Source organism: Streptomyces sp. NPDC031132, from assembly GCF_055570595.1.
Genome location: NZ_JBVIGX010000007.1, coordinates 48,894 through 70,434 on the forward strand (window position 1 = coordinate 48,894; position 21,541 = coordinate 70,434).

Genomic DNA, 21,541 nt, shown 5'->3' on the forward strand with positions numbered 1-21,541 from the left:
CCCGGACGCACTCCAGGGCTGCGATGATGTGATCATGGCGACGTCTTCGGTGGACAGGTACCGTCCGATGCACTCAACAGGGCTGACAGAAGCCTCCATCGACGAGGGGAACAACGTCCTGGTCGTGCCCCCGGCGGCGCAACACCACGACCTGAGCAGGGACTTCTTCGGGTCCACGATCACGCCGGAGGACCTTGCCTCCGGTTCGCCGGACCTCACCGGGAAGCACGTCTACCTGTGCGGCGACCTTTCCGCGATCGACGACCGCTGCCTGAACGGCGCTTCCGGGGTGTTCGTCGTCCGGGAGCTGTCGCACGGCCACCGCGACGAGTTCGACGGAACCCGGGCTTTCGTCGCCGCCGGGCGGGTTCCCCGCCGCGTGCACGGGGTCGGCGTGTACTACCCGCGCTTCTTCGCGCCCGACGCCGATCACTTCGGACGGGTCCGTGCGGAGCACGAGTTCCAGTCCCTGACGGAGTCCACCAAGCCCGGAACGGCCCACCGCAGCGGCATCTACCTGACGCCCGTCACCCGGGACGGCGACGAGCTGCATTTCCGCTTGCTCCGGTGCTCCACGAACCTCTCCGGGCCGACCGAGAACTTCCGCGCGACGGACACGCACATCGTCGAGGCCCTGAACCGCGAGGCCGCCAAAGTGTTCCGGAACCAGGCGCCGCTGAACCACGTCCTCGCGCAGATCTACCACAACACCCCGGCCACCGCCGAGCGCAAGCAGTCCAAGGCCAGGATCTCGGCCCATGCCGACAAGACCAAGGACATGCCCGTCGACGGGATCATGGCCTTCTGCACCTTCTACGACGGGCTCGACCGGCTGCGGCCCCTGGCCGAAGACGCCTTTGACTACGGGCTGAAGGGCGTCAGCGGGCTGACCAGGCTCCGGTTCCGCCTCAAGGAGCCGGCCGCTGGACGTGACGGGGCCGCGCTCCCCGAGGAGTTCAGCCTGACCCTCCACCCCGGCTCCGTGTTCTTCATGCCGCTGTCGACCAACCGCCTGTACACGCACGAGGTCCGGCCCTCGGCGCTGGATGCGGCCTTGCTCCCGACCCGCCTGGGCTACGTGGTGCGCTGTTCGAGCGCCGAAGCCGTCCACAAGAACGGCCGTACGTACCTCAAAGCGCCCGGGGACCTGGTGGAGCTGGGCCCGCCCACCCAGGCCGGGACGGACGAGCTGCGCAGGCTGTACGCCGAGGAGAACAGGACCACGTCCTCCATGGACTACGGCGACCGGTTCCTCTTCAGCATGAACGCGGGTGATTACGATGCGCCGCGGGTCTGACCTCGCCGACGAGGTCCGCTCCTACGCCCTTCCGGCCGACGCGGACCTCTTCGGGGAGCTGTCCGCCTCGGCCCGTCTCGAGGACCTGGGGAAGGGCCGGCGGGGCGCCACGCTGGCCAGGGTCGACGGGAGCGGCGCCGTGCCCCTCGTACGCACCACCACGCGGTACGGCAGCCCGACGCAGGCCTTCCGGGCGGTGCACGAACGGCTGGCGCGGCAGGTGCAGGAGCGTGCGGCGCTTCCGGTCGGCTTCAACAACGCGCTCATCGAGAGCTACACGAACGCCTACCGCACCATGGGCAGCCATTCCGACCAGGCCCTCGATCTGGCCGAGGGCTCGTACATCGCCGTCGTCTCCTGCTACCGACGTCCCGAGGCGGGCCCGCCGAGGAAGTTGGTCTTCGAGTCGAAGGAGTCGAGTGGCGAGGGCTTCGAGGTTCCCCTCGCCCACAACGGAGTCGTCGTGTTCTCCGTCATGGCGAACCGGCGGCTCCGGCACAAGATCGTCCTGGACGCGCCCGCCGCCCAGGGAGCGGCGAACGAGTGGCTCGGGGTGACCTTCCGCACCTCGAAGACCCTCCTCCGGTTCCACGACGGTCAGGCGCACTTCCCGCAGGGTGCGCGCCTCACGTCGGCCGACGAGGAACAGCGGCAGGAGTTCTACCGCCTGCGACGCCGCGAGAACAACGAAACGGACTTCGGCTACCCCCCGTTGACGTACACCGTCAGCGAGAGCGATCTGATGCCGCCCGTCTGACGGCCGTGTCATTCGGGGCGGGCCAGGCTCACGGCCAGGGCCAGGGCCAGTGCGGCGAGGTGCGGGGCACAAGCCACCAGCACCACCCCTCCCGGAGCGAGGAGCCGCTCGGGGCGCACCCGTCATCGGTCGGAGTGGAAAAACTTCGGTCGGAGGCGAATCCTCTCCGGACCTCCCCGCCTCTTATCCGTGTACCGGCCGAAGGGGCCGGCGGAACCGGGAGGAACCACCATGATGGTCACTGGCCTCGTAGTCATCGGCGCCCTGCTCGTGGGCGCCTGCGGCTGGCATCTCACGCGGCGTTACAAGAGCCGAGGCTGACCAGGGCATGCGCGCGGGGCGCCTTCCAGATATGAGTCGCAGATGAACCAACGTTTCCCCTGGCCGGACGAGCGGCTGATCAAGGCCGCTCAGGACGGCGACGTCGCTTCCCTCACCACCGTGGTCATGGAATCCCAGCCCCACGTGCGCAAGTTCGCCATCTCGCTGTGCGCCACACCGCAGGACGCGGAGGACGCCGCACAGGAGGCGCTGATCATCCTCTACCGGAAGATCGGCACGTTGCGGGCCACGGGCGCGCTTGCCTCATGGATGTTCCGGATCGTGCGCAACGAATGCCTCCGGCAGCTACGGCTGCTCGCCCCGCGGAGCGACGAGGCGTCGGCGGCCGGACCGGAGGCGACTGCGGAATCGTCCGCCGAGGACGCGGTGCTGCACAGGCTGGAGGCGGAGCGGATCGCGGCCGCCGTCAGCGCCCTTCCGCGTGACCAGCGGCAGGTCTTGATCATGCGGGACGTGCAGGGCCTGCCGGGCAGGACCGTCGCCCAGGCGCTCGGTCTGAGCAACGTCGCGATGAAATCACGGCTGCACAGAGCCCGCGCAGCACTGCGTCACTCGCTGGCAGCGACCGACCATGCATCCGATCGGGCACCCGATCCCGCCATCGACCCACCAGCCGGAGGAGTCTCACGACCGTGAACACCGTCAAGAGCGTGAACACAGCGAAGCCCGCGCCGGGCGCCGAGGCCCGGGCCACGACACGGTCCTCGGCGCAGAGGGACTTCGCCGGCACGTCCGTTCCGCGGCACTTGGCGCGCGGCGCCATCGGCTTCGGGCTGCTCATCGGATCGATCGCCCTGGTGCCCGTCGCCGGTCCGGCCACACTGCTGGCGGCGCCGTTGGCCCTGATCGCCTTCCGCGGCTGCCCCACCTGCTGGATGATCGGCCTGGCGCAGACCATCTCGCGCGGCCGTATGGAGCGCCAGTGTGTGGACGGCGTCTGCACACTCACCAAGGCGCACCCGGCGGCGAACACCCCGGACGAGCCGAAGACCGGTTGAACCCCGCTTGGCTCCGGGCGCCGCTGCGCGGGTTGCAAGTCCCGGCGGCGGCGCCGGTACCGCGGCAGACCGGATGCGAACAAATGTTCGGCATCGCTCTCCGGATCGCCGCGCCGGAATCCACGGGCGTTCTACCATGAAGGACAAGGTCTTCTTGATTCCCGCACCTGCTCACGGCGAGACAGGAGGGAGGCCGGCATGGAGTCCGGGAACGGATCCGGGGGAGTGGATGGCGCACGCTATCTGCCGATTTCCGAACACGGCCTGATCGGAGATCTTCGCACCGCCGCCCTCGTCGGGACCAACGGCACGATCGACTGGTACTGCTGCCCGCGCTTCGACGCACCGAGCGTCTTCGCGTCCATTCTCGACGCCGACAAAGGCGGATCGTGGGAGCTGGCCGCCGACGTGCCGGCGCGCACGCGACAGTTCTACTTCCCCGACACCAACGTGCTGATCACACGGTTCTACGCCGCCGACGGTGTGGCGGAGATCCAGGACTTCATGCCGGTCGTCGACGAGTCGCGCGAGGCGTCCCGGCACCGGCTGGTCCGGCGGGTGATCTGCGTGCGGGGCACCCTTCCCTTCAAGGCGCGGATAGCCCCTCGCTTCGGCTACGGCGCCGAAGCGCACACCGTACGCGCGCAAGCCCACGAGGCCGTCTTCGAGTCGCCGTCCCTGTCGTTGGCGCTGTCCGCCACCGCGCCGCTCGAGTCCGACGGCATGGACGTCCGGTCGCACTTCAAGCTCCTCGAAGGCGAGTCCGTGGTGTTCGCCCTCGACCGGATCAGCGACGACGTTCGCCCGCGGGCCTGTCCGCGCGCCGAGGCGGAGGAGCAGTTCGAGGCGACGGTCCGGTTCTGGCGCCACTGGCTGGGCCGCTCGCGCTACCGCGGCCGGTGGCGGGAGATGGTGCACCGCTCCGCGCTGTCACTCAAGCTGCTCACCTATGTGCCGACCGGTGCGATCGTGGCCGCGCCGACGACCAGCCTGCCCGAACGGGTCGGCGGTGAGCGCAACTGGGACTACCGGTACGTGTGGGTCCGCGACGCCGCCTTCGCCATCTACGCCATGCTCCGCCTGGGCTTCACGACGGAGGCCGAGGCATTCATGGGCTTCCTGTCCGACCGGGGCATCATGCGGGGCGTCGGCCCCACTGGTCCGCTGCAGATCATGTACGGCATCGACGGGCGCACCGACCTGCCCGAATCCGAGCTGCCTCACCTCGAAGGGCACCTGGGATCCGCTCCGGTGCGGGTGGGGAACGCCGCCACCAAGCAGCTCCAGCTGGACATCTACGGCGCGCTGATCGATTCGGTCTACCTCTACGACAAGTGGGGCCAGCCCATCAGCAGTGATCACTGGGACGAGGTCGACGCAGTGGTGGACTGGCTCTGCGACCACTGGGACCAGCCCGACGAGGGCGTCTGGGAGACCCGGGGCGGCCGGCGGAACTTCGTCTACTCACGGCTGATGTGCTGGGTGGCGATCGAACGGGCCATCCGGATGGCCAACCGGCGTGGCCTGCCGGCCGATCTTCCCCGCTGGCAGCGGAGTCGGGACGCGATCTACCGGCAGATCATGCGGGAGGGCTGGTCGGCGAAGCGCGGCGCCTTCGTCCAAGGGCTGGGGGACGACGTACTCGACGCCTCCGTGCTGATGATGCCGATGGCCAAGTTCATCTCGCCCACCGACCCGAAGTGGCTCTCGACCCTGGATGCGCTCACCACGGATCTGGTCTCCGACTCGCTGGTCTACCGCTACGACCCGGAGGCCAGCCCGGACGGCCTGCAGGGCGCCGAGGGCACGTTCTCGATCTGCTCCTTCTGGTACGTCGAGGCGCTCACGCGCGCCGGACGCCTGGAGGAGGCCCGGCTGGCCTTCGAGAAGATGCTCACCTACGCCAACCACCTCGGCCTCTACGCCGAGGAGATCGGCCGCAGCGGAGAACAACTCGGCAACTTCCCCCAGGCGTTCACCCATCTCTCGCTGATCAGCGCCGCCTTCAACCTCGACCGCGCCCTCGGCTGAGCCCCACGGCCGACCTGGCCTCCGGCGCCTCCCGGAACAGCTGGACCGCGTGCCGGGCGGAGACGATGTCGCTGTCCTCTACCACCGCGAGCCGAAGGGCCTGGCGGTCTACCGCACCGACGCGGGCGAGGCCCGCCTCTTCCTCGGCTTCGCAACCGGTCTGGAGGGCGACCGGCGTTCCAGCATCTTCTACAAGGACGTGCTGGTCTGAGCGACCTCCGCCCCGCAGCCGGTCGTAGGCAACAGAGTCGTAGGCAACAGAGTGGACAAGGAAGCGACCACGCTGAAACGCGCTTCACGCTTGCCGTCGTCTCGGCCCTCGGCCCTCGGGCCGGCGCGGTCGCCGCCGACCGGCTGATGGCGCTCTTCCCCACGCCGAGGGACGGCCGGCCGGCGAAGCCCTCCTGGTCGAGGGGCTGCTCACCTCCGACGCCGTGTTGCGGCGGCGCGGGCGACGGGCCGTGGGATCCGCGCCACCCAGAACACGGCACGTTCGAAGGGCTCCTGACGATGGACTGGAAGGGCCGGTCGATCGCGAAGTCAACCCCGGGCGTCCGTCGGGAGTCTCTCCGGGCACAGGGGGCACCACCGGCGCTCCCACGGCACTCCGGAGGTCCCACCCATGAAGCAGCGGTCCTTACGCACCGCCTCGCTCGCGCTGACACTGGCCGCCGTAGTCAGCGCGGCCGTGCTCGCTCCGACCGCGAACGCCGCGAACGCCGCGAACGCCGGGCAACGGGGAGGTGGGCACGACGCGACGCGAGCAGCGCTGCGGGCCCTCGTCGAGTCCGGAGGCCTGCCCGGAGCGGCCGCGCACACCCAGGACGGCAGGGCCAGGTGGTTCGACACGGCCGGCTACGCCGACACGGCCACGGGTCGCGAGCGCTCGGCCGGTGACCATTTCCGCGGGGCCAGCATCACCAAGACGTTCATCGCGACCGTCCTCCTCCAACTGGAGGCCGAGGGGCGACTGCGCATGGACGACACGGTCGAGCGGTGGCTGCCCGGCCTGATACGGGGCAACGGCTACGACGGCACCACGATCACCCTGCGCCAACTGCTGAACCACACCAGCGGCATCGCCAACTACACCGACGACCCCGCGTTCGTGCACGACGCCGCCGGCCCCGGATTCCCGGAGCACCGCTACGACTCCCACACGCCCGAAGAACTCGTCGCGATCGCCCTCACGTACCCGCCGCGCCCCGACCCGCACAGGGCGCCGTTCTACTCGAACACCAACTTCGTGATCGCCGGCATGGTGATCGAGAGGGTGACCGGCCGTTCGTACGCCGACGAGGTCACGCGCCGCGTCATACGCCCCTTGAAGCTGCGCGGAACGTCGTTCCCCGGCACCGCGCCGCAGATGCCGGCCCCGCACCCCGTCGGCTACTCCCGACTCCACCGGAGCGAGCCCGACGCCGAGATCCACGACGCCACGGAACAGAACATGACCTGGCTGGGCGCCGCCGGCGACGTCATCTCCACCGGCGGCGACCTCAACCGCTTCCACCGCGCCCTCATGCGTGGCGAACTGCTGCCCCCGGCTCAGATGGAGCAGATGCTCGACGAGGTGCCGGCGGGGGAGGGGTTCGGCTATGGACTCGGCGTCGAGTTCGCGACCCTGTCCTGCGGCGTGACGGTGGTGGGCAAGAGCGGACGTACGAACGGCTCGCTGTCCGCGATGGTGGGAACGCGGGCGGGGGACCACCAGCTGACGTTCAACGCCAACGGCGACTGGCTCCAGGACGGCTCGCTCTACGTCAACGTGATCGAAGCGGAGTTCTGCGGCAATACCCCGCCCCCGACCCCCGGCGGCAAGCTCGCCGACTCCCTCCTCCGCCAGGGGAACGGTCCGATCGACCGCTGACCCGGCCTGGGGAGGCCGGCCTCTCCTGCCGCGGGGGCGCCGCGGCAGGAGAAGCCGAAGGGCACCCGTCAGGTGCGGTAGGCGTAATAGATCGCGTCCGGGTAGGACGCGATGATGCTCGCCAGCGACTTGCGGTACGTGTTGGTGGAGTGGTACGTGAGGTACGGCATTCCGGCGTTGCTGCGGTACGTCACCATCATGGAGTGGTCCTTGGACCCGTCCCTGTTGAAGTCCACCTGCACGATGTCACCCACGTCCGTCTGGTAGACGTTGGCCAGGTTGGCAGCCCGCTGGTTGGACAGCGTGAACCACGCCCACTCGTTCGCGCCGACCCAGGAGTCGGTCTGGCGGGTGCTGTCGTACGACCAGTTGCGGTAGTCCGTCGTGGAGCCCGGGACGGTCTTCCAGCCACCCGCCTTCAGCGCCTGGCTGATGAAGTTGGTGCAGTCGCCCCCGGCTCCGTTGAACTTGCGGTACGCCGGGTTGTAGCTGCTCCAGTACTTCTCCGCGTACTTCGACATCGCCGCGTAGTCGTAGGCACCGCCGGTCTTCGCCTTGGGCTTCGCCGGAGCGGGGTACTTGGTGGACGCGGGCGTGCCGTTCGGATACTGATTGCCGTCGTCCTTGACCACCTTCGCCTTGGCGGCCACGGGCTCGTTGATCGCGACGGGGCCGTTGTCCTGGGACTTGATCGAGGTCAGCTCCCAGGCACCGCCCCGCTTGCTGGTGAGGGTCAGTTCGTAGCGCGTCCGGAAGTCGGTCGTGGCAGGCTCGTCCCCGCGCAGTTTCTTGTACGTGAGCGTGGTGTCCTCGGTGACCTCGACGGTCGCCTTCCCGCCGGTGACCGTGGCACGGTCCACGGCGACGTGGGTGCTGGCACCCGTGTAGGCCTCGCCGAGCGCCGCCAGACGCGTCTTACGGGACTGCAGCGAAGAGATCGCGGCGTCCTCGTCCTTCTTCAGCTGGGCCGACATGCGCGTCTTCGCGGAGGCCGGACCGGAGTTGCGGTGCCCCGGCTGGTCCTCGACCAGAGCCTGGGTGCGCTGGGAGAGCACGTCGTCGGCCATGCGGGCGAAGGCGTCGACAGTCGCGCGGTCGGCTGCTTGCGGCCCGGAACCCGCACTCGCGGAGTAGGCGAACAGCGTCGCGGACGACAGGGTCACGGTCAAGGCTGCGCCGACGGCAAGCCTGAACCTCTTTGGTATCACTGCTTTTCCCCTTGTCACCCGGTCCACACGAACCGGGGGACGGAATCTTCGCACAACCGGGCGACTCCTTCAGCGCGTTCCGCTTCGTCGACCGCCACCTGACGGAAGTCGTCCCACGCGCCTCACGCCCAGGGCGGTCTGCCTCCGGTTCGTCTTCCGGTACGGGCGTTGCACTTCGCGGCCGGATGCCGATGCCCCCACGCCGTCCTCACAGCAAATGCCTCTAGGGTATGCAGGAAAGCACAGCAAGGGGGCATTCCTAGTGGGCAGGCAGGATACGTCCGCAAGAGGGCGATCGTGGGGCGGGCGGGCGGCTTCGGAGGGCAGCGGAGGAGGCACGCGGGGCCGGCGGGGGAAGTCCGGGACGCGGCGGCGTCCCCGGGCGACGGCCGGCCGGCCGGGGGCCCTCGCACCGGCCGCGGCTGCGGCGCGCACACAGCTGCGGCGCCTGCGGCCCGACTACCCGAGACCGGGCCGCAGCGACTGGCGCCGGTGGATACCCTCCTGGCGCCAGTGGCTGGGTGCCTGCCTGTACGCGTTCACGGGCCTGGCGGGCTTCCTGACGTACGCCTATGCGACCACGGACATACCCGACGACCTCAACTCGTTCGCCACACAGCAGGACAACGTCTTCTACTGGGCCGACGGTTCCACGATGGCCCGCACGGGCTGGGTCAGCCGGCAGGAGATGCCGCTGGACAAGGTGCCTCCCCAGGTCCAGGGAGCCGTCCTCGCTGCCGAGAACTCGAGCTTCTACTCGGATCCCGGCGTCTCACCGTCCGGCGTCCTGCGCGCCCTGGGTGCCGCTGCGACGGGCGGCGAGACCCAGGGTGGGTCCACCATCACGCAGCAGTACGTGAAGAACGCCTACCTCAACCAGGACCGCACGCTTTCCCGGAAGTTCACCGAGCTCCTGCTCGCCGTGAAGCTGGACAACCAGCGGGACAAGAAGCAGATCCTCCAGGACTACCTCAACACCAGCTGGTTCGGACGCGGGACCTACGGGATCCAGCGCGCGTCCCAGGCGTACTACGGCAAGGACGTTTCGCAGCTCAATGCCAGCGAGGGCGCCTTCCTGGCCTCCCTCCTCAAGGGCGCCGGGCTGTACGACCCCGCCCTCGGCAAGGAGAACCACGAGCGGGCCGTCGAACGCTGGGCCTGGATCCTGGACCGCATGGTGGAGACCGGCCGGCTCTCGCGCGCCGAGCGCGCCACCTACACGACGTTCCCCGAGCCGTCCGGGGCCGCCCTCCCCGGCACCCCCGGCGCGCAGACCGGCTATCTGGTCGAGCTGGCCAAGGCCTACGCGATCAAGGCGGGCCACATCACGGACTCCGAGTTCGACCTCGGCGGCTACCAGGTCTACACGACCTTCGACCGGACCCGTATGACGGCCCTGACCTCCGCCGTCCAAAAGGCACAGAAGGACTTCGACCCCGTGCGGCGGCCCGACACGGACAAGAACGCGAAGATCGGTGCGGCGAGCGTCGCCCCCGACGGACGGCTGCTCGCCGTGTACGGCGGCCCCGACTATCTGAAGCAGGGCTTCAACGAGTCGAACGCGACGACCATCCCGGTCGGCACGGCGTTCACGCCGATCGTCTACGCCGCCGCGCTCGACGAAGGAGTGCTGCGCACACGGGGCAAGACCCGTACGCCCGTCTCCCCCTCCACCACGTACAACGGCGACGACCAGGTCACCGTACAGACGCCCGAGGGCCCGTACTGGGACCGCAGCGGCAAGGTGGTGAAGGGTCACAACGACGGCGGGCGCAACTGGGGGCAGGTGACCTTGCGCCAGGCCGTCGCCGACTCCGTCAACACCCCCATGCTCCAACTCGGTCTCGACGTGGGCCTCGACGGGGTGCAGTCGTACGCCCAGCGCGCGGGCCTGCTCGGATCGAGCCTCGGGCCACGGGTCCCCACGTTCGCGCTCGGGGAGAACTCGACGCCCAGTGCGATCCGCATGGCCGGCGCCTATGAGACCTTCGCCGCCGACGGCATGCACACCGACCCCTACTCCGTGCGCTCGATCACCCGCAACGGCGCTGCGGTGCCGGTCGATGCGCCGCAGCCGGCCCGGGCCGTGACGGCCAAGACCGCCCGCGCGGTGACCGACGCCTTGCGGGACGCGGTCACGGAGGGATCGGCGAAGGCGGCGGGCAAGGCGCACGCCGGGACGGCGGGCAAGACCGGAACGACGGTCGAGAACACGGCGGGCTGGTTCGTCGCCAGCACCGAGCAGGAGTCCACGGCCGTGGTGGTCTACCGGATGTCACTGACCGACCTGGTTCCGCTGCCGCTGACGGGACTGGGCGGCGACGCCCCGGGCACGCCCGGCAGCGAGCGGGCGGTTCAACTGTGGTCCGACTACATCAAGGCGGTGAAGTAGGCCGGGCAGCGCACGCTGCCCGGCCCCCGGCTCCGGCGACCGTCGCGCCCCCCGGCTACTTGACGAGCGACGCCCAGTCCGGTGCCTGCGCGGGGTCCAGCGTGCGCAGCTGGGCCAGGACCTTCGGGTCCTGCGCGTCGAGCCAGTCCGCCAGCTCCCGGAACGACACGCAGCGGACGTCCTGGCGCGGGCAGACGTCCTTCATCACGTCCTCGACGGCCTTCATGTAGATGCCGCCGTTCCAGTCCTCGAAGTGGTTGCCGATGAACATGGGCGCCCGGCTGCCGTTGTAGACACGGTTGAAGCCGTTCAGATACGAGCCCCGCGTCTGCGCCTGCCACGCCGAGAACTTCGCCGGGTCGCCCTGCGTGCTGTCGCCCGACTGGTTGAAGAGGAAGTTGAAGTCCATGGAGAGGACCTGCACCTCCTTGCCCTGCAGCGGTACGAGCTGCAGGGGGAAGTTCCATATGCCGTCCTGCTTCGACGGCCACAGCTGGAAGTCTCCCGCGGAACTCGCGTCGTAGCGCCAGCCGTACGGCTTGATCGCGGTCAGGAGGTTCTTCTGGCCCTCCAGGCAGGGCGCCCGGCCTCCGACCACTTCCCGGTCCGGGTCGAAGGGCAGCGGCGCCTCCTTGAGGAAACCGGTATTGGTCTTCCAGTTCTTGACGAACCCGTACGTCTGGTCGATCTCGCTCTTCCATTCGGCAGGGCTCCAGTCCCCGCCGCCCTTGGGCCCGCAGAAGTGCCCGTTGAAGTGCGAACCGATTTCGTCGCCGTCCCCCCAGGCGCCGCGCAACTGCTCCAGCGTGCTCTTCACGTGCGGGACGGTCGGGTAGGAGATGGCGGCCGAACCCTGATTGTGCTGCGGCGGCCGGTAGAGCGACTTCTTGTTCTCCGGCAGCAGGTAGATGCCCGTGAGGAAGAAGGTCATGTGAGCCTTGTTCTCGCGGGCCACCTGGCGGAAGTGGGAGAAGAGGTGGTCGTCGCCCTCCAACGCGCCGTCCCAGGAGAACACGACGAACTGCGGCGGCTTCTCCCCGGGCTTCAGCCGCTCGGGCTTGAGCTGTCCCGGCTGGGGCCCGGTGTAGGACGTGGAGCCGTCTCCCAGCACCTTGACCTTGCCGTCCCAGGCCTCCTCGGCCCTCTTCGCAGCGGCGGCCCCGTCGGCCGCACCGCCCGGGGCCCCGAGCTTCGCATCGCTCTGGTCCGCCCCCGAGGGGCCACCCCCCGTGAAGGCGAACGCGGCGGCGGTGGCCCCGGCCACGGCGATCACGGCGATGCCTATGCTCAGCCGCCTGCGGGTCTGCGCCTTCCTCCGTACCTTGCGGGTGGTCCGGGACTCCGTCCGGGCACCCGGAGCGGTGTCGGTATCGGCCATCGCAGTCGTCCCCCTGAGTTCCCCGCAGCCGGGCCGCGTGTGGATGGTTCATGCGAATATAGAACTTGTCGGCACTCATCCCACACTCCGGGCTCACCAATCCGTCGCTTCACAGCCAACTCACAGCCCGCGCCGGACAACCCCTTCGGGGACGGCGCCCCAGCCCCAGGGGCTGGGGCCGCGTCCGGTCGAACGCAGGGTGGGCCCGTACTGCTTCAGCTGTGGGGCCCCCGGGACTCTTCTCTCGCAGGGGTGGGAAACCGCAGGTCGTAGCTCTGGTGGGGTTGCGCCCATGCCCCGGGCGATGCACCGGACATGGTCCGAGAGTGCACCGAATCGTCCGGACGTCGCGCTGACCCCGCTGGGCCGCAGGCGCGACGTGCACGGGGGGACGGGCGGTGGCTCCTGAGCCCCGCGCTGCTGCGGAGGCCGACGGCGCGCAAGGCGCCGTCCGGCTGGGCGACATCGAGGGGGGCCGGTTCCGCGCCACCGGCGACGGCGACCCGGAGGGAGCCGGCTCCACCGTGCTCCTCGCTCCGTACGGGGAACGGGCCGACCCGACCCCGGCAGAGACTGCCCCGAGGGCCGGTTGGCTCGGGAAGTGGGCCCGTTCGGGGAGTCACCGCGAGAACGCCGGGGCAGGCGGGTGGCGAGCGGGCAGGGATGCGATGCCCCGCGGGAGCCGGACAGGGCCGAGGCCCAGGTTCCCGCATCACGATCCGCCAGACCGAGGAGGCACGTCATGTCGCAGGTCAAGGAGTCGATCGAGGTCGACGTTCCCGTCCGGGCAGCGTACGACCAGTGGACGCAGTTCGAGTCGTTCCCCCAGTTCATGGACGGGGTCCAGAGGATCGAACAGCGTTCGGACACGCTCACGCACTGGGTGACGAAGATCGCCGGCGTCGAGCGGGAGTTCGACGCGGAGATCACCGAACAGATCCCGGACACCAAGGTCGCCTGGGTCACCGTCGGTGGTGAGACCGAACAGTCGGGGCTGGTCACCTTCCGGCCGATCGACCCGTCGCACACCCAGGTCACGCTGATGATGGACTTCGATCCGGACGGGATGGCCGAGAACATCGGCGACAAGCTCGGCTTCGTCGACCGCCAGGTCAAGGGAGACCTGAAGCGGTTCAAGCACTTCATCGAAGACCGGGGTACGGCCACCGGGGCATGGCGCGGACAGGTCTGACCCGGGCCGGCCCCCGCTCACCGGCAGCCCGTCCGGGTGAGGAAAGGCTTCGGCAGCCGCCACACCTGCACGGCGTGGCGGCCGCCGGCCTGCGTGTCGTCCGGGCCGCCGTGCGGCAGCCGCGGCGCGCTCAGCCGGCCAGGGCGACGAGCCTCTGGTACTCCAGCTGGTCCGTCCGCCTGGCCGTGAGGCGGACGTGAACGTCTGCCAGGAACTCCTCCAGCGCGGTGTAGCCGGGCGTGTAGGCCGCCTCGTCCCGCTCACTCGCCCCCGGGGGGACCCACAGGATCAGTACGCGCTCGTTCCTGCGCATGCCTTCCGGGCTGGCGAACGACAGCTCGTGGACGACCAGGCGCGGCTCGTCGACGGGCAGCGCCTGGAGCAGCTCGTCGTGGGTCAGGTTCCCCTCGACCTCCGGCGCCAGTCCACCGGGCGTGTCGCGGAAAATCACGGTGTTGATCTCCCGCGTCTCCTTCAGACGCTGGAGGGCGTCAAGGCAGCCTTCCGAAAGGCCGGCCGGGCTGTTCACACGGGCCTCCTGGTCGCCGAGTTCGGTGAGCAGAGCGTGTCCGCGCCGGTCAGGTGTGGAGGCGGCTGTTGGTGCCGTCGTGATCGTCGGCGTTCTCGTCGTCGAACCAGTGGTCACCGGCTGCCAGGTAGCGGAAGGAGTGTCCGCTGTTGGCGGGCAGGGTGACGGTCGCGGCCCGGGTGCCGTTCCCCCGGGACTCCAAGGGGTGGGCTGCGGGGTTCCAGTGGTTGAAGTCCCCGACCACGCTGACCGGTCCGGGCGGGGCGTCCTCGGGAAGGACGAAGGTGACCTGGGTGCGACCCTTGAGCTTTTTGCGTTCGAGCACCGTGTGCACTCCAGCCGACGGGGAGAGGGGAACCGACCGGAGCATCCTCGTCCGGAAACGTGAAGGCGCCGGCTTCACACGCCGGTCGGGGACGAGGTGGTCACCCGGCCGGTGGGGTCGGGTTCAGCCGCCCGGTCGCCGACGCGGCGCGCGGAGCGGCGCCTTCGCTCCGCTGCCGCGGCTCCACGGCAGGGAGTAGAGGGCTCGAATGCTGAATGACGTCGTCCTCGCCGGGCAGGCGCCGTACGGGTCCGGTGGATCCGGTGGACCCGTGAACAGATTCCGCATCCGAGATTCCGCATCCGAGCCGAGTGGAGGAGCCACCATGCCTCGCGGTTCCAGTCCCAAGCGTGAACGTCAGTACGAACACATCAAGGAGAGCGCCGAACAGCGCGGCGAGAGCACGAAGCGTGCGAAGGAGATCGCCGCCCGCACGGTCAACAAGGAACGCGCCCGCTCCGGGGAGTCGAAGACCGCGAGCCGCTCCTCCACGCAGGACATGTCGTCGTCCAAGCGGGGCGGGCAGCGCTCTCACAGCGGCTCCCAGGGCCCCACGAAGGAGCAGCTCTACAACGAGGCGAAGCAGCGCGGCATCGACGGCCGTTCGAAGATGGACAAGGCCGAACTCAAGCGGGCCCTCGGCCGCTGACGGAGAACACGCGGTGTGCTTCCGACGGCTTCCGCGACGAGAAGGAGGGCGGACCGATGAGCGATACCGATGCCCGCGGCGACGACGTCTACCAGCCCCAGCCGGAGGACGAGGCCTCCGAACGGCAGCCCGACATGGACGACAGCCTCGGCGAGCCCGGCACGGACGCGCTGCTCGACGAGGGCTACTCCCCGCCCGAGCGGCCCCATACGAGGCAGGGGGACGCCACCACCGGTGTGGCGCAACAGCAGGGCGAGAGCCTCGACGAACGCCTCGCCCGGGAGGAACCCGACCAGGAACCCCCGGCGGGAGACGGCATCGGGGACCTGGTCGACGGCGAGGGCGAGCCCGTGGACGCGCAGGCGGGCGGCCCGCGCGCCGGACGGCTGGCCCCGGCCACCGCCTCGCCCCACGCGAATTCCGTCCTCGCGCACGACGTGGGGATCGACGCGGGGGCCGCATCGGCCGAGGAAGCCGCCGTGCACGTCATCGAGGACCCCGAGGAGGGGCAGCCGTAGCGCGCCCCCGCCCCGCCGACAGCGGCAGGACCGACGACGCGCAGTCCATCCGGTGGGGAATCGCAATCGTTGCGCATGCCAGGGGTGCGACCGGGCAGGCGGCCTGTGCACGGCCCGGACCCGCAGGCTCGGACAAGGAGACCGGGGAACGTTCGGGTCCCCTGGGCAGGTCCGTTCCGCCCACGCGCGGCAACCGCCGGCCCCACCGCGCGCGACCGTCCGGTTTCGTCTAGTTTGACCCCGTCGGGATTCCCACGAACCAAGGAGTTCACCATGGCTGACAAGGGCAAGATGGACCAGGCCAAGGGCAAGGCCAAGGAAGCCGTCGGCAAGGCCACCGGCAACGACCGGATGAAGACCGAGGGCAAGATGGACCAGGCCAAGGGCAAGGCGAAGGAAGCCGTGAGCGAAACCGAGGAGCGCGCCCGCGGCATCCAGGACTCCCTGCGCGACAAGCGCGACAGGACCTGACGCCGCCCGGCGGGTCCTCTCGGACTCACGGGACCAGGATGCGGCCCGCGGCGCCCCGGCGTCGCGGGCCGCATCCTGGTCCGGCCCCCGGCAGGGGAAGGAGTCACACCTCCGTGCGGCAAATGATGCGGGGGCCGACTCCGTGTGTGAGCGTGGACGTGCCTGTTCCGCGGGGTCGGCCCCGACGTACGCGGCGCGAGAGAGGTAGCCCCTGATGGACAGCCAGGACAAGGACAATCCGGCGGCCGAAGTGGTGGTGGCGGTCGGCGACTGCTCTGCGGAGGACGCGCGTGCCGTCCTCGACCTGCTCGAGCGTTCCTTCCCCGGAGAGGCCGGGGCGGGCAGCGCAGCGGAAGGCGGACTGGCCGCGACCGTGTGGAGCGCGACCCTCGACGCGGCGAAGGCGGCGGATCCGGCGGAGCGGCAGGCAACGCCCGTTCGGCTGAAGGACCCGGTCAGCGTCACGCTCCAGGGAGGCCCCCGCGCGGTGGAGCGGGTGCAGGCCGCGCTCGCCGGACACTTCACCGTCGAGGACCTGGGAGCCGTGTCGGGCGATCAGGAGAGGGAGATCGGACTCCGCATCCGCTCCTGAGTGATCGAGTGCGCCGAGCCGGTCCCCACCGTCCGGCCCCGCCTACGGACACGCGCCGTGTACGGACGTCGACACAGGGCAAACGGGGTGCATGACCGTACCCAAGACAACCGTTCTCGTCCTGGACAGTGCCGAGCCCGAGCTGCTGGCACGGTTCTACGCCGAACTGCTCGGTGCCACGGCAGGACCGGCCCCGGGCGACGGGGACCTCCTCCTCGTCACCGGCCGCGCCGGGGTGGTACTCGGCGTCCGCCGCGACCCGGACCACGCCCCGCCGAGCTGGCCGCTCCCGGAGGGTTCCCAACAGGCCCATCTGTGCATCCTCGTGGAGGAGCGGTGCCTCGACGAGGCCGAGCGCGAGGCCGTGACCCTGGGGGCCCGCCCGGTGGCCGCGGAGGACGACGGCAGCCTGCCGGGCAGCCGGACCACCCTGCGCCGCTACGCGGACCCGGCCGGCCACGCGTTCGCGCTCGCCGCCGTCCGCGAAGACCTCGCCCCCGGAAGCGTCCCCGGAAGCGCCCCCGGCTGAGAGGGCTACATGGGGTCCATGGTTCCGCTGCCCCTCCCGTTCACCTGCTCGCTCTTCTCGCGAATGCGCAGGGCTTTGTCCCTCAGCCGCTGCCGTTCCACGGGATCCGTGGCGTGCTGGGCCGCCTGCTCGAGTTCTTGAGCCTTGTCACGCATCTGCCGAGTCCGCTCGCTCGGCCGGCTTCCTTCGCTCATGGTCGGTCCTCTCACTCCTGCTGATGGTCTGTCCCTGCTGCTAACGCCCTGCGCCCGCCGCTGCGGGGGTCAGGGGTGGGGTGTCGAGGCCGGTTCCCTGGTGGAGGCCTTCGAGGAACGCCGCGACGGCCTCCGTGGCGGTGGTCGACGGCGTCCATCCCAGCTCGTCGTGGGCCCGGCCGGCGTCGAGCAGGGGGAGGCGCAGTACGGCGTCCAGCAGGCCGGGATCGGCCGGTACGAGGTGCACCCGCCAGGCCGCGGCGAGCGCGGCACGGGCGGCGCCGGCCGGGAGCGGCAGCGTACGGGCGCGCAGGATGCCCGCCACGGCGGCCGTATTCAGTACGGGGTCGGCCACCAGGTTGAACGGGCCGCGGACGGGTCGGACGACGGCCGCCCGGTACGCTTCGGCGGCGTCGTCGGTGTGCAGGGCCTGGAAGCGCAGGCCGGACACGGCGGGCAGTGCGGGCAGCAGGCCCGGCCGGATCAGGCGCCACGGCAGGAACCGGCCGCCGAAGATCCTGCCCTGCTCGCTCGCCGACTCCTTCTTGAACAGGAACGCCGGCCGCATCCGCACCACCCGCAGTTCGGGGTGGGCGAGTTGGAAGCCGTCGAGGTAGCGCTCCAGATAGGCCTTCTCCCGGGTGTAGGCGGCGCCCGGCCAGCCGTGGGTGGGCCAGGACTCGTCGACCGGGCGCCCGTCGTCCGGACCGGGCGAGTACGCGCCGACCGACGAGGCGTGCACCAGGGCGCGGACACCGGCCCGGGCACAGGACTCGAAGACGTTGATGCTTCCCAGGACGTTGGTCCGCCACGTGACCACGGGGTCGTGGGTGGGCTGGAACTTCCACGCGAGGTGGACGACCGCGTCGGCGCCCGCGAAGACCTCGGTCAGGTCGCTGCGGCCGGGCTCGACGTCGGCTTCGGTCCACCGCACGCCGGGGATGCTCAGGCGGGGCCGGCGACGGGCGACACCGAGCACGTCGGTGACCGCCCGGTCGGCCGCCAGGGCCTCGACCACGCTGGTGCCCGCGTTGCCGCTGGCGCCGGTGACGACGACCCTCATGACGCCCACCCCGCCCTCCGCGACAGCCGGTGCCGTGGAGTGCCGTCGGCGCGGCCCCGGCCGGCGCCGACGGAGCCTTCGGCGGTGGCGGTGAAGGTCCGGCCCGCGGCCTCCACCCGCAGGTCCTCCAGGACGGCGGCCTGCCGCTGCGCGCGGTCCAGGAGCCGGCCGACGGCCACCGGGTCGAGAGGGGCTTCGGCGGTGGCGGCGAGGGTCCCCAGCGACCGCCACAGGGATGCCTTGCCCTCCACTCCGAGCCGCATGGCTTCCAGCTCGAGGACGTCGCTGAGGGGTGAGCGGCTCACCAGGCGGCCGTTGAGCTTGGCCCTGCCCGCCTTCTCGGCCAGGCGGCCCATGACGACCCTGTGCCACTGCGCGGGGACGTCGAGGGCCGTCATGATCTCGCGCAGGCTCTCCCGGTCATCGGCGATCTGCTCGGCCAGCGCGGCCAGGGGCACCCCCGCAGGGGTACCGCGGTGCGTACGTGCCATGCGGCGGATGAGGGAGACGCCGCTGCTGGCGCCCGCGAGGTGGTCGTTCAGGTAGATCGCGAGGAGGCGCTGCCGGGTCGCTTCGGGGGAGGAACGGGGTTCCGAGCTGTGGGGGTGGGTTTCCCTGGCATCCATGGCACTGTTCCGATCGCTTGGACGTGGCGGCTGCCGCCCCCGGTGCACGCGGGTGGCCCTTGGCGTCTGACCGGCCTGGCGGCCTTCAAACCAGGAGCGTGGAGCCGACCCCAGGAGGGGCCGTTCCCGCTGGTCAGCGTCCCCGATTGGACGTTCCGCCGATGGAATTCGGCATCCATGGTCAGGAAGGCGCATTGCGTACAGGCGTGTTGAAACATTGGATTCCAAGGTCAGGACGTCGAGTTGCTTCCCGGCGTCGTAGGTCGGGGAGGGCCGGGGCCCTGGCCCGGATGGACACCGGCCGGCCCGGAAGGAAGCGAAACGCATGGCACCCCTGCTCGACGGCTGCACGCCCTGGCCCGAGGAGTACGTCGACCACTACTGGGCGGCCGGGCACTGGCGTGGCAACACGCTGGACAACCTGCTGCGTGGCTGGGCCCTGCAGTACGGACCGCGGACCGCGCTCGTGCACGGCGCCACCCGCATCACGTACGCGAACCTGAACCGGCGCGTGGACCGCATGGCCGCCGGGTTCCGGCTGCGCGGCCTCCGGCCCGGGCAGCGGGTCGTCGTCCAGCTGCCGAACGTGCCCGAGTTCGTCATCACCGTGTTCGCGCTGATGCGCATCGGCGTGATCCCCGTGTTCTGCCCCGTCTCGCACCGCGCCTCCGAGGTGCCCGACCTCGTACGGGTCACCCAGGCCGTCGGGTACGTCGCTCCCTCGACGTACCAGGGCTTCGACCACACGGTGATGGCCGCGGACATCGCGGCCCGATGGCCCTTCCTGCGGCGGGTGTTCACCCTTGAGGCGCCGGGCGAGTCGTCCCCGTACGGCGGCCTGACGACCGACCCCTCGGGCTGCCAGTACTCCCCGCTGGGCTCCATCGACGCCGCGCCCGAGCCGGCGCTCGCGCAGAGCGCCGGCCAGGCGGCGTTCTTCCTGCTCTCCGGCGGCGCCGCCGCGGCGCCCAGGCTCGTTCCCCGCACCCACGACGACTACGCCTACCAGGCGCGGGCCGCCGCCGAGCTGGTCTCGCTCACCGAGAACGACGTGTACCTCGCTGCGCTTCCCGCCGAGTTCAACCTCACCTTCGGCTGCCCGGGCATCGTCGGTACCCTCTCCGCCGGCGGCACCGTCGTGCTGCTCGAGGACCCGGAACCCGCCGAATGCCTCGCGGTCATCGAGCGGGAGCGGGTCACCCTCACGTCGCTCGTGCCCGCCGCCGCCCGGCTCTGGCTCGACGCACTCCCCACGGTCCAGGCCGACTTGAGCAGTCTGCGCCTCGTGCAGATCGGCGGCGCGCCCGTGCACCGGGCGATCGCCGAGCGGATGGGCCCCGAACTGGGCTGTCGCCTGCAACAGGTCTTCGGGATGGCCGAGGGGCTGCTCACGCTCACCCGGCCCGCCGATCCGGACGAGACCGTGCTCACCACGCACGGCCGGCCGCTCTCGGCCGACGACGAGATCCGCATCGTCGACGCCGACGGCAAGGACCTGCCGGACGGGGAGCCCGGCGAACTCCTCGCCCGCGGCCCGTACACCGTACGCGGCTACTACCGGGCGCCGGAGCACAACGCACGCTCCTTCACCACCGACGGGTACTTCCGCACCGGCGAACTCGCGCGGCGCACCCCGGAGGGCAACCTGGTGGTGACCGGCCGCCTCGAGGAGGTCCCGCGGCAGTCCGGCCACGACCTCGAGGATCCTTCCGGCCCCTGAGGGACGGGGCATCGGGCTCGTCGGCGTCCGTCCCCGGTCCCTCTCCGGCCGGACGCGCCCGTGATCACCGCTGGTACGCGGGGCGCGAAGAGCGCCGCCGACGTGCCGGACCCCATGTCCGGGATCATGGACCTACTGTCCATGCACGCACAGCCCGTCCGGAGGGGTTCCACCGTGAATCTTGTTCCGCCCGATCCCTCGGTGCTCCATCCGATGCCCGGACAGCCGCGCGTCGTACTCCTGAAGCCGCTGGTGAGGTCTCCGCTGATCGAGGTCGGCGAGTATTCGTACTACGACGATCCGGACGAGCCCACCGCCTTCGAGACCCGCAACGTGCTCTACCACTACGGGCCGGAGAAGCTGGTCATCGGGAGGTTCTGCGCGCTGGGCACCGGCGTCCGGTTCATCATGAACGGTGCCAACCACCGCATGGACGGCCCCTCGACCTTTCCGTTCCCCATCATGGGCGGCGGCTGGGCCGAGCACTTCGATCTCGTCACCGGCCTCCCCGGCCGCGGGGACACCGTCGTCGGCAACGACGTCTGGTTCGGCCACGGTGCCACGGTCATGCCCGGAGTACGCATCGGCCACGGCGCGGTCGTCGCCTCCGGAGCCGTCGTCGTCGACGACGTCCCCGACTACGGGATCGTCGGCGGCAACCCGGCCAAGCTGATCCGGACCCGGTACAGCGAGGCGGACGTCACCCGCCTCCTCGCCCTCGCCTGGTGGGACTGGCCGGCCGAACACCTGACCCGGCACGTGCGCACCGTCATGTCCGGCAGCATCGACGATCTGGAGGCCGCCGCCCCGGCCGGTCCTCGGCGCGCGTGACGGGAGCCCCGCCGGCGTCGGCGGCCGTC

The 21,541-nt window shown here is 70.6% G+C and carries 23 protein-coding genes; 16 read left to right on the plus strand and 7 right to left on the minus strand.

Annotated features, from left to right (window positions below):
• Window positions 1-67: 67 nt before the first annotated feature.
• From ACZ49B_RS12610 to ACZ49B_RS12640, 7 genes are all read left to right on the plus strand, one after another.
• Window positions 68-1,297, plus strand: a complete 1,230-nt coding sequence (locus ACZ49B_RS12610; protein WP_468304101.1) for a hypothetical protein — start codon at window positions 68-70, stop codon at window positions 1,295-1,297.
• Window positions 1,281-2,054, plus strand: a complete 774-nt coding sequence (locus ACZ49B_RS12615) for an alpha-ketoglutarate-dependent dioxygenase AlkB (RefSeq protein ID WP_468304103.1) — start codon at window positions 1,281-1,283, stop codon at window positions 2,052-2,054. Before ACZ49B_RS12610 ends, ACZ49B_RS12615 begins: the two co-directional genes overlap by 17 nt.
• Before the next feature lie 363 nt (window positions 2,055-2,417).
• On the plus strand, window positions 2,418-3,032 hold the full coding sequence (locus ACZ49B_RS12620) for an RNA polymerase sigma factor (protein ID WP_468304106.1): 615 nt from the start codon (window positions 2,418-2,420) through the stop codon (window positions 3,030-3,032).
• 14 nt (window positions 3,033-3,046) lie between these two features.
• Window positions 3,047-3,394: a hypothetical protein gene (locus tag ACZ49B_RS12625; RefSeq protein ID WP_468304109.1), complete on the plus strand. Its 348-nt coding sequence runs from the start codon at window positions 3,047-3,049 to the stop codon at window positions 3,392-3,394.
• A gap of 198 nt (window positions 3,395-3,592) precedes the next feature.
• Window positions 3,593-5,425: a glycoside hydrolase family 15 protein gene (locus ACZ49B_RS12630; RefSeq protein ID WP_468304111.1), complete on the plus strand. Its 1,833-nt coding sequence runs from the start codon at window positions 3,593-3,595 to the stop codon at window positions 5,423-5,425.
• A gap of 49 nt (window positions 5,426-5,474) precedes the next feature.
• Window positions 5,475-5,636 (plus strand): hypothetical protein, encoded by a 162-nt coding sequence (locus tag ACZ49B_RS12635; RefSeq protein WP_468304114.1) that lies wholly within the window; start codon window positions 5,475-5,477, stop codon window positions 5,634-5,636.
• 411 nt (window positions 5,637-6,047) lie between these two features.
• A complete protein-coding gene (locus ACZ49B_RS12640; RefSeq protein WP_468304117.1) occupies window positions 6,048-7,295 on the plus strand; it encodes a serine hydrolase domain-containing protein in 1,248 nt (415 codons plus the stop codon).
• 68 nt (window positions 7,296-7,363) lie between these two features.
• Here the strand turns inward: ACZ49B_RS12640 and ACZ49B_RS12645 are convergent, their stop codons facing one another.
• The gene (locus ACZ49B_RS12645) at window positions 7,364-8,503 is read right to left on the minus strand and encodes an amidase domain-containing protein (protein WP_468304120.1); all 1,140 of its coding nucleotides are present in this window, start codon (window positions 8,501-8,503) and stop codon (window positions 7,364-7,366) included.
• A 262-nt stretch (window positions 8,504-8,765) separates the two neighbouring features.
• Between ACZ49B_RS12645 and ACZ49B_RS12650 the strand changes: the two genes are divergently transcribed.
• Window positions 8,766-10,895: a transglycosylase domain-containing protein gene (locus tag ACZ49B_RS12650; RefSeq protein WP_468304123.1), complete on the plus strand. Its 2,130-nt coding sequence runs from the start codon at window positions 8,766-8,768 to the stop codon at window positions 10,893-10,895.
• 55 nt (window positions 10,896-10,950) lie between these two features.
• On the opposite strand, the gene ACZ49B_RS12655 is transcribed toward ACZ49B_RS12650, so the two are convergent.
• A complete protein-coding gene (locus ACZ49B_RS12655; protein ID WP_468304125.1) occupies window positions 10,951-12,273 on the minus strand; it encodes a polysaccharide deacetylase family protein in 1,323 nt (440 codons plus the stop codon).
• A 742-nt stretch (window positions 12,274-13,015) separates the two neighbouring features.
• Here ACZ49B_RS12655 and ACZ49B_RS12660 point away from each other — a divergent pair.
• On the plus strand, window positions 13,016-13,465 hold the full coding sequence (locus ACZ49B_RS12660; protein WP_468304128.1) for an SRPBCC family protein: 450 nt from the start codon (window positions 13,016-13,018) through the stop codon (window positions 13,463-13,465).
• A gap of 130 nt (window positions 13,466-13,595) precedes the next feature.
• Here ACZ49B_RS12660 and ACZ49B_RS12665 read toward each other — a convergent pair whose 3' ends face one another.
• Entirely contained in the window at window positions 13,596-13,994 is a 399-nt protein-coding gene (locus tag ACZ49B_RS12665) for a cofilin family protein (RefSeq protein WP_468304131.1), read from the minus strand.
• 49 nt (window positions 13,995-14,043) lie between these two features.
• Window positions 14,044-14,319, minus strand: coding sequence for an isoamylase early set domain-containing protein (locus ACZ49B_RS12670; protein WP_468304134.1), 276 nt, complete (start codon window positions 14,317-14,319; stop codon window positions 14,044-14,046).
• Window positions 14,320-14,644: 325 nt separating this feature from the next.
• On the opposite strand from ACZ49B_RS12670, the gene ACZ49B_RS12675 reads away from it, so the two are divergent.
• The 5 genes from ACZ49B_RS12675 to ACZ49B_RS12695 all read left to right on the plus strand — a co-directional run bounded on the left by ACZ49B_RS12675 (window position 14,645) and on the right by ACZ49B_RS12695 (window position 17,078).
• Window positions 14,645-14,968, plus strand: coding sequence for a plasmid stabilization protein (locus ACZ49B_RS12675; RefSeq protein ID WP_468304138.1), 324 nt, complete (start codon window positions 14,645-14,647; stop codon window positions 14,966-14,968).
• A 56-nt stretch (window positions 14,969-15,024) separates the two neighbouring features.
• On the plus strand, window positions 15,025-15,486 hold the full coding sequence (locus ACZ49B_RS12680) for a DUF5709 domain-containing protein (RefSeq protein WP_468304141.1): 462 nt from the start codon (window positions 15,025-15,027) through the stop codon (window positions 15,484-15,486).
• Between the two features lie 273 nt (window positions 15,487-15,759).
• Window positions 15,760-15,957, plus strand: a complete 198-nt coding sequence (locus ACZ49B_RS12685) for a CsbD family protein (RefSeq protein ID WP_468304144.1) — start codon at window positions 15,760-15,762, stop codon at window positions 15,955-15,957.
• A gap of 214 nt (window positions 15,958-16,171) precedes the next feature.
• Window positions 16,172-16,549 (plus strand): hypothetical protein, encoded by a 378-nt coding sequence (locus ACZ49B_RS12690; RefSeq protein WP_468304147.1) that lies wholly within the window; start codon window positions 16,172-16,174, stop codon window positions 16,547-16,549.
• A 91-nt stretch (window positions 16,550-16,640) separates the two neighbouring features.
• Window positions 16,641-17,078, plus strand: coding sequence for a VOC family protein (locus tag ACZ49B_RS12695; RefSeq protein WP_468304150.1), 438 nt, complete (start codon window positions 16,641-16,643; stop codon window positions 17,076-17,078).
• Between the two features lie 5 nt (window positions 17,079-17,083).
• Here ACZ49B_RS12695 and ACZ49B_RS12700 read toward each other — a convergent pair whose 3' ends face one another.
• From ACZ49B_RS12700 to ACZ49B_RS12710, 3 genes are read right to left on the minus strand one after another with little or no spacing between them, the layout of a single operon-like run.
• Window positions 17,084-17,272 carry a DUF6381 family protein gene (locus ACZ49B_RS12700; protein ID WP_468304153.1) on the minus strand — a complete coding sequence of 63 codons (189 nt, stop codon included), beginning with the start codon at window positions 17,270-17,272 and terminating at the stop codon, window positions 17,084-17,086.
• Window positions 17,273-17,312: 40 nt separating this feature from the next.
• On the minus strand, window positions 17,313-18,335 hold the full coding sequence (locus ACZ49B_RS12705; protein ID WP_468304156.1) for an NAD-dependent epimerase/dehydratase family protein: 1,023 nt from the start codon (window positions 18,333-18,335) through the stop codon (window positions 17,313-17,315).
• Window positions 18,332-18,961 (minus strand): hypothetical protein, encoded by a 630-nt coding sequence (locus ACZ49B_RS12710; RefSeq protein WP_468304159.1) that lies wholly within the window; start codon window positions 18,959-18,961, stop codon window positions 18,332-18,334. Before ACZ49B_RS12710 ends, ACZ49B_RS12705 begins: the two co-directional genes overlap by 4 nt.
• Before the next feature lie 325 nt (window positions 18,962-19,286).
• Here ACZ49B_RS12710 and ACZ49B_RS12715 point away from each other — a divergent pair, with 325 nt between their 5' ends.
• Both ACZ49B_RS12715 and ACZ49B_RS12720 read left to right on the plus strand, forming a co-directional pair.
• On the plus strand, window positions 19,287-20,681 hold the full coding sequence (locus ACZ49B_RS12715; RefSeq protein ID WP_468304161.1) for a (2,3-dihydroxybenzoyl)adenylate synthase: 1,395 nt from the start codon (window positions 19,287-19,289) through the stop codon (window positions 20,679-20,681).
• Between the two features lie 213 nt (window positions 20,682-20,894).
• Window positions 20,895-21,512 (plus strand): CatB-related O-acetyltransferase, encoded by a 618-nt coding sequence (locus ACZ49B_RS12720; RefSeq protein ID WP_468304840.1) that lies wholly within the window; start codon window positions 20,895-20,897, stop codon window positions 21,510-21,512.
• Window positions 21,513-21,541 lie beyond the last annotated feature (29 nt).

Bases quoted from the DNA above. Each gene is read 5' to 3' on its own strand.
- ACZ49B_RS12620 (WP_468304106.1), top strand. From the start codon at position 2,418: ATGAACCAACGTTTCCCCTGGCCGGACGAGCGGCTGATCAAGGCCGCT.
- ACZ49B_RS12655 (WP_468304125.1), bottom strand. From the start codon at position 12,273: ATGGCCGATACCGACACCGCTCCGGGTGCCCGGACGGAGTCCCGGACC.
- ACZ49B_RS12700 (WP_468304153.1), bottom strand. From the start codon at position 17,272: ATGAGCGAAGGAAGCCGGCCGAGCGAGCGGACTCGGCAGATGCGTGAC.
- ACZ49B_RS12685 (WP_468304144.1), top strand. From the start codon at position 15,760: ATGGCTGACAAGGGCAAGATGGACCAGGCCAAGGGCAAGGCCAAGGAA.
- ACZ49B_RS12675 (WP_468304138.1), top strand. From the start codon at position 14,645: ATGCCTCGCGGTTCCAGTCCCAAGCGTGAACGTCAGTACGAACACATC.
- ACZ49B_RS12615 (WP_468304103.1), top strand. From the start codon at position 1,281: ATGCGCCGCGGGTCTGACCTCGCCGACGAGGTCCGCTCCTACGCCCTT.
- ACZ49B_RS12710 (WP_468304159.1), bottom strand. From the start codon at position 18,961: ATGGATGCCAGGGAAACCCACCCCCACAGCTCGGAACCCCGTTCCTCC.
- ACZ49B_RS12640 (WP_468304117.1), top strand. From the start codon at position 6,048: ATGAAGCAGCGGTCCTTACGCACCGCCTCGCTCGCGCTGACACTGGCC.
- ACZ49B_RS12695 (WP_468304150.1), top strand. From the start codon at position 16,641: ATGACCGTACCCAAGACAACCGTTCTCGTCCTGGACAGTGCCGAGCCC.
- ACZ49B_RS12680 (WP_468304141.1), top strand. From the start codon at position 15,025: ATGAGCGATACCGATGCCCGCGGCGACGACGTCTACCAGCCCCAGCCG.
- ACZ49B_RS12690 (WP_468304147.1), top strand. From the start codon at position 16,172: ATGGACAGCCAGGACAAGGACAATCCGGCGGCCGAAGTGGTGGTGGCG.
- ACZ49B_RS12610 (WP_468304101.1), top strand. From the start codon at position 68: ATGCACTCAACAGGGCTGACAGAAGCCTCCATCGACGAGGGGAACAAC.
- ACZ49B_RS12705 (WP_468304156.1), bottom strand. From the start codon at position 18,335: ATGAGGGTCGTCGTCACCGGCGCCAGCGGCAACGCGGGCACCAGCGTG.
- ACZ49B_RS12720 (WP_468304840.1), top strand. From the start codon at position 20,895: ATGCCCGGACAGCCGCGCGTCGTACTCCTGAAGCCGCTGGTGAGGTCT.
- ACZ49B_RS12715 (WP_468304161.1), top strand. From the start codon at position 19,287: ATGGCACCCCTGCTCGACGGCTGCACGCCCTGGCCCGAGGAGTACGTC.
- ACZ49B_RS12630 (WP_468304111.1), top strand. From the start codon at position 3,593: ATGGAGTCCGGGAACGGATCCGGGGGAGTGGATGGCGCACGCTATCTG.
- ACZ49B_RS12660 (WP_468304128.1), top strand. From the start codon at position 13,016: ATGTCGCAGGTCAAGGAGTCGATCGAGGTCGACGTTCCCGTCCGGGCA.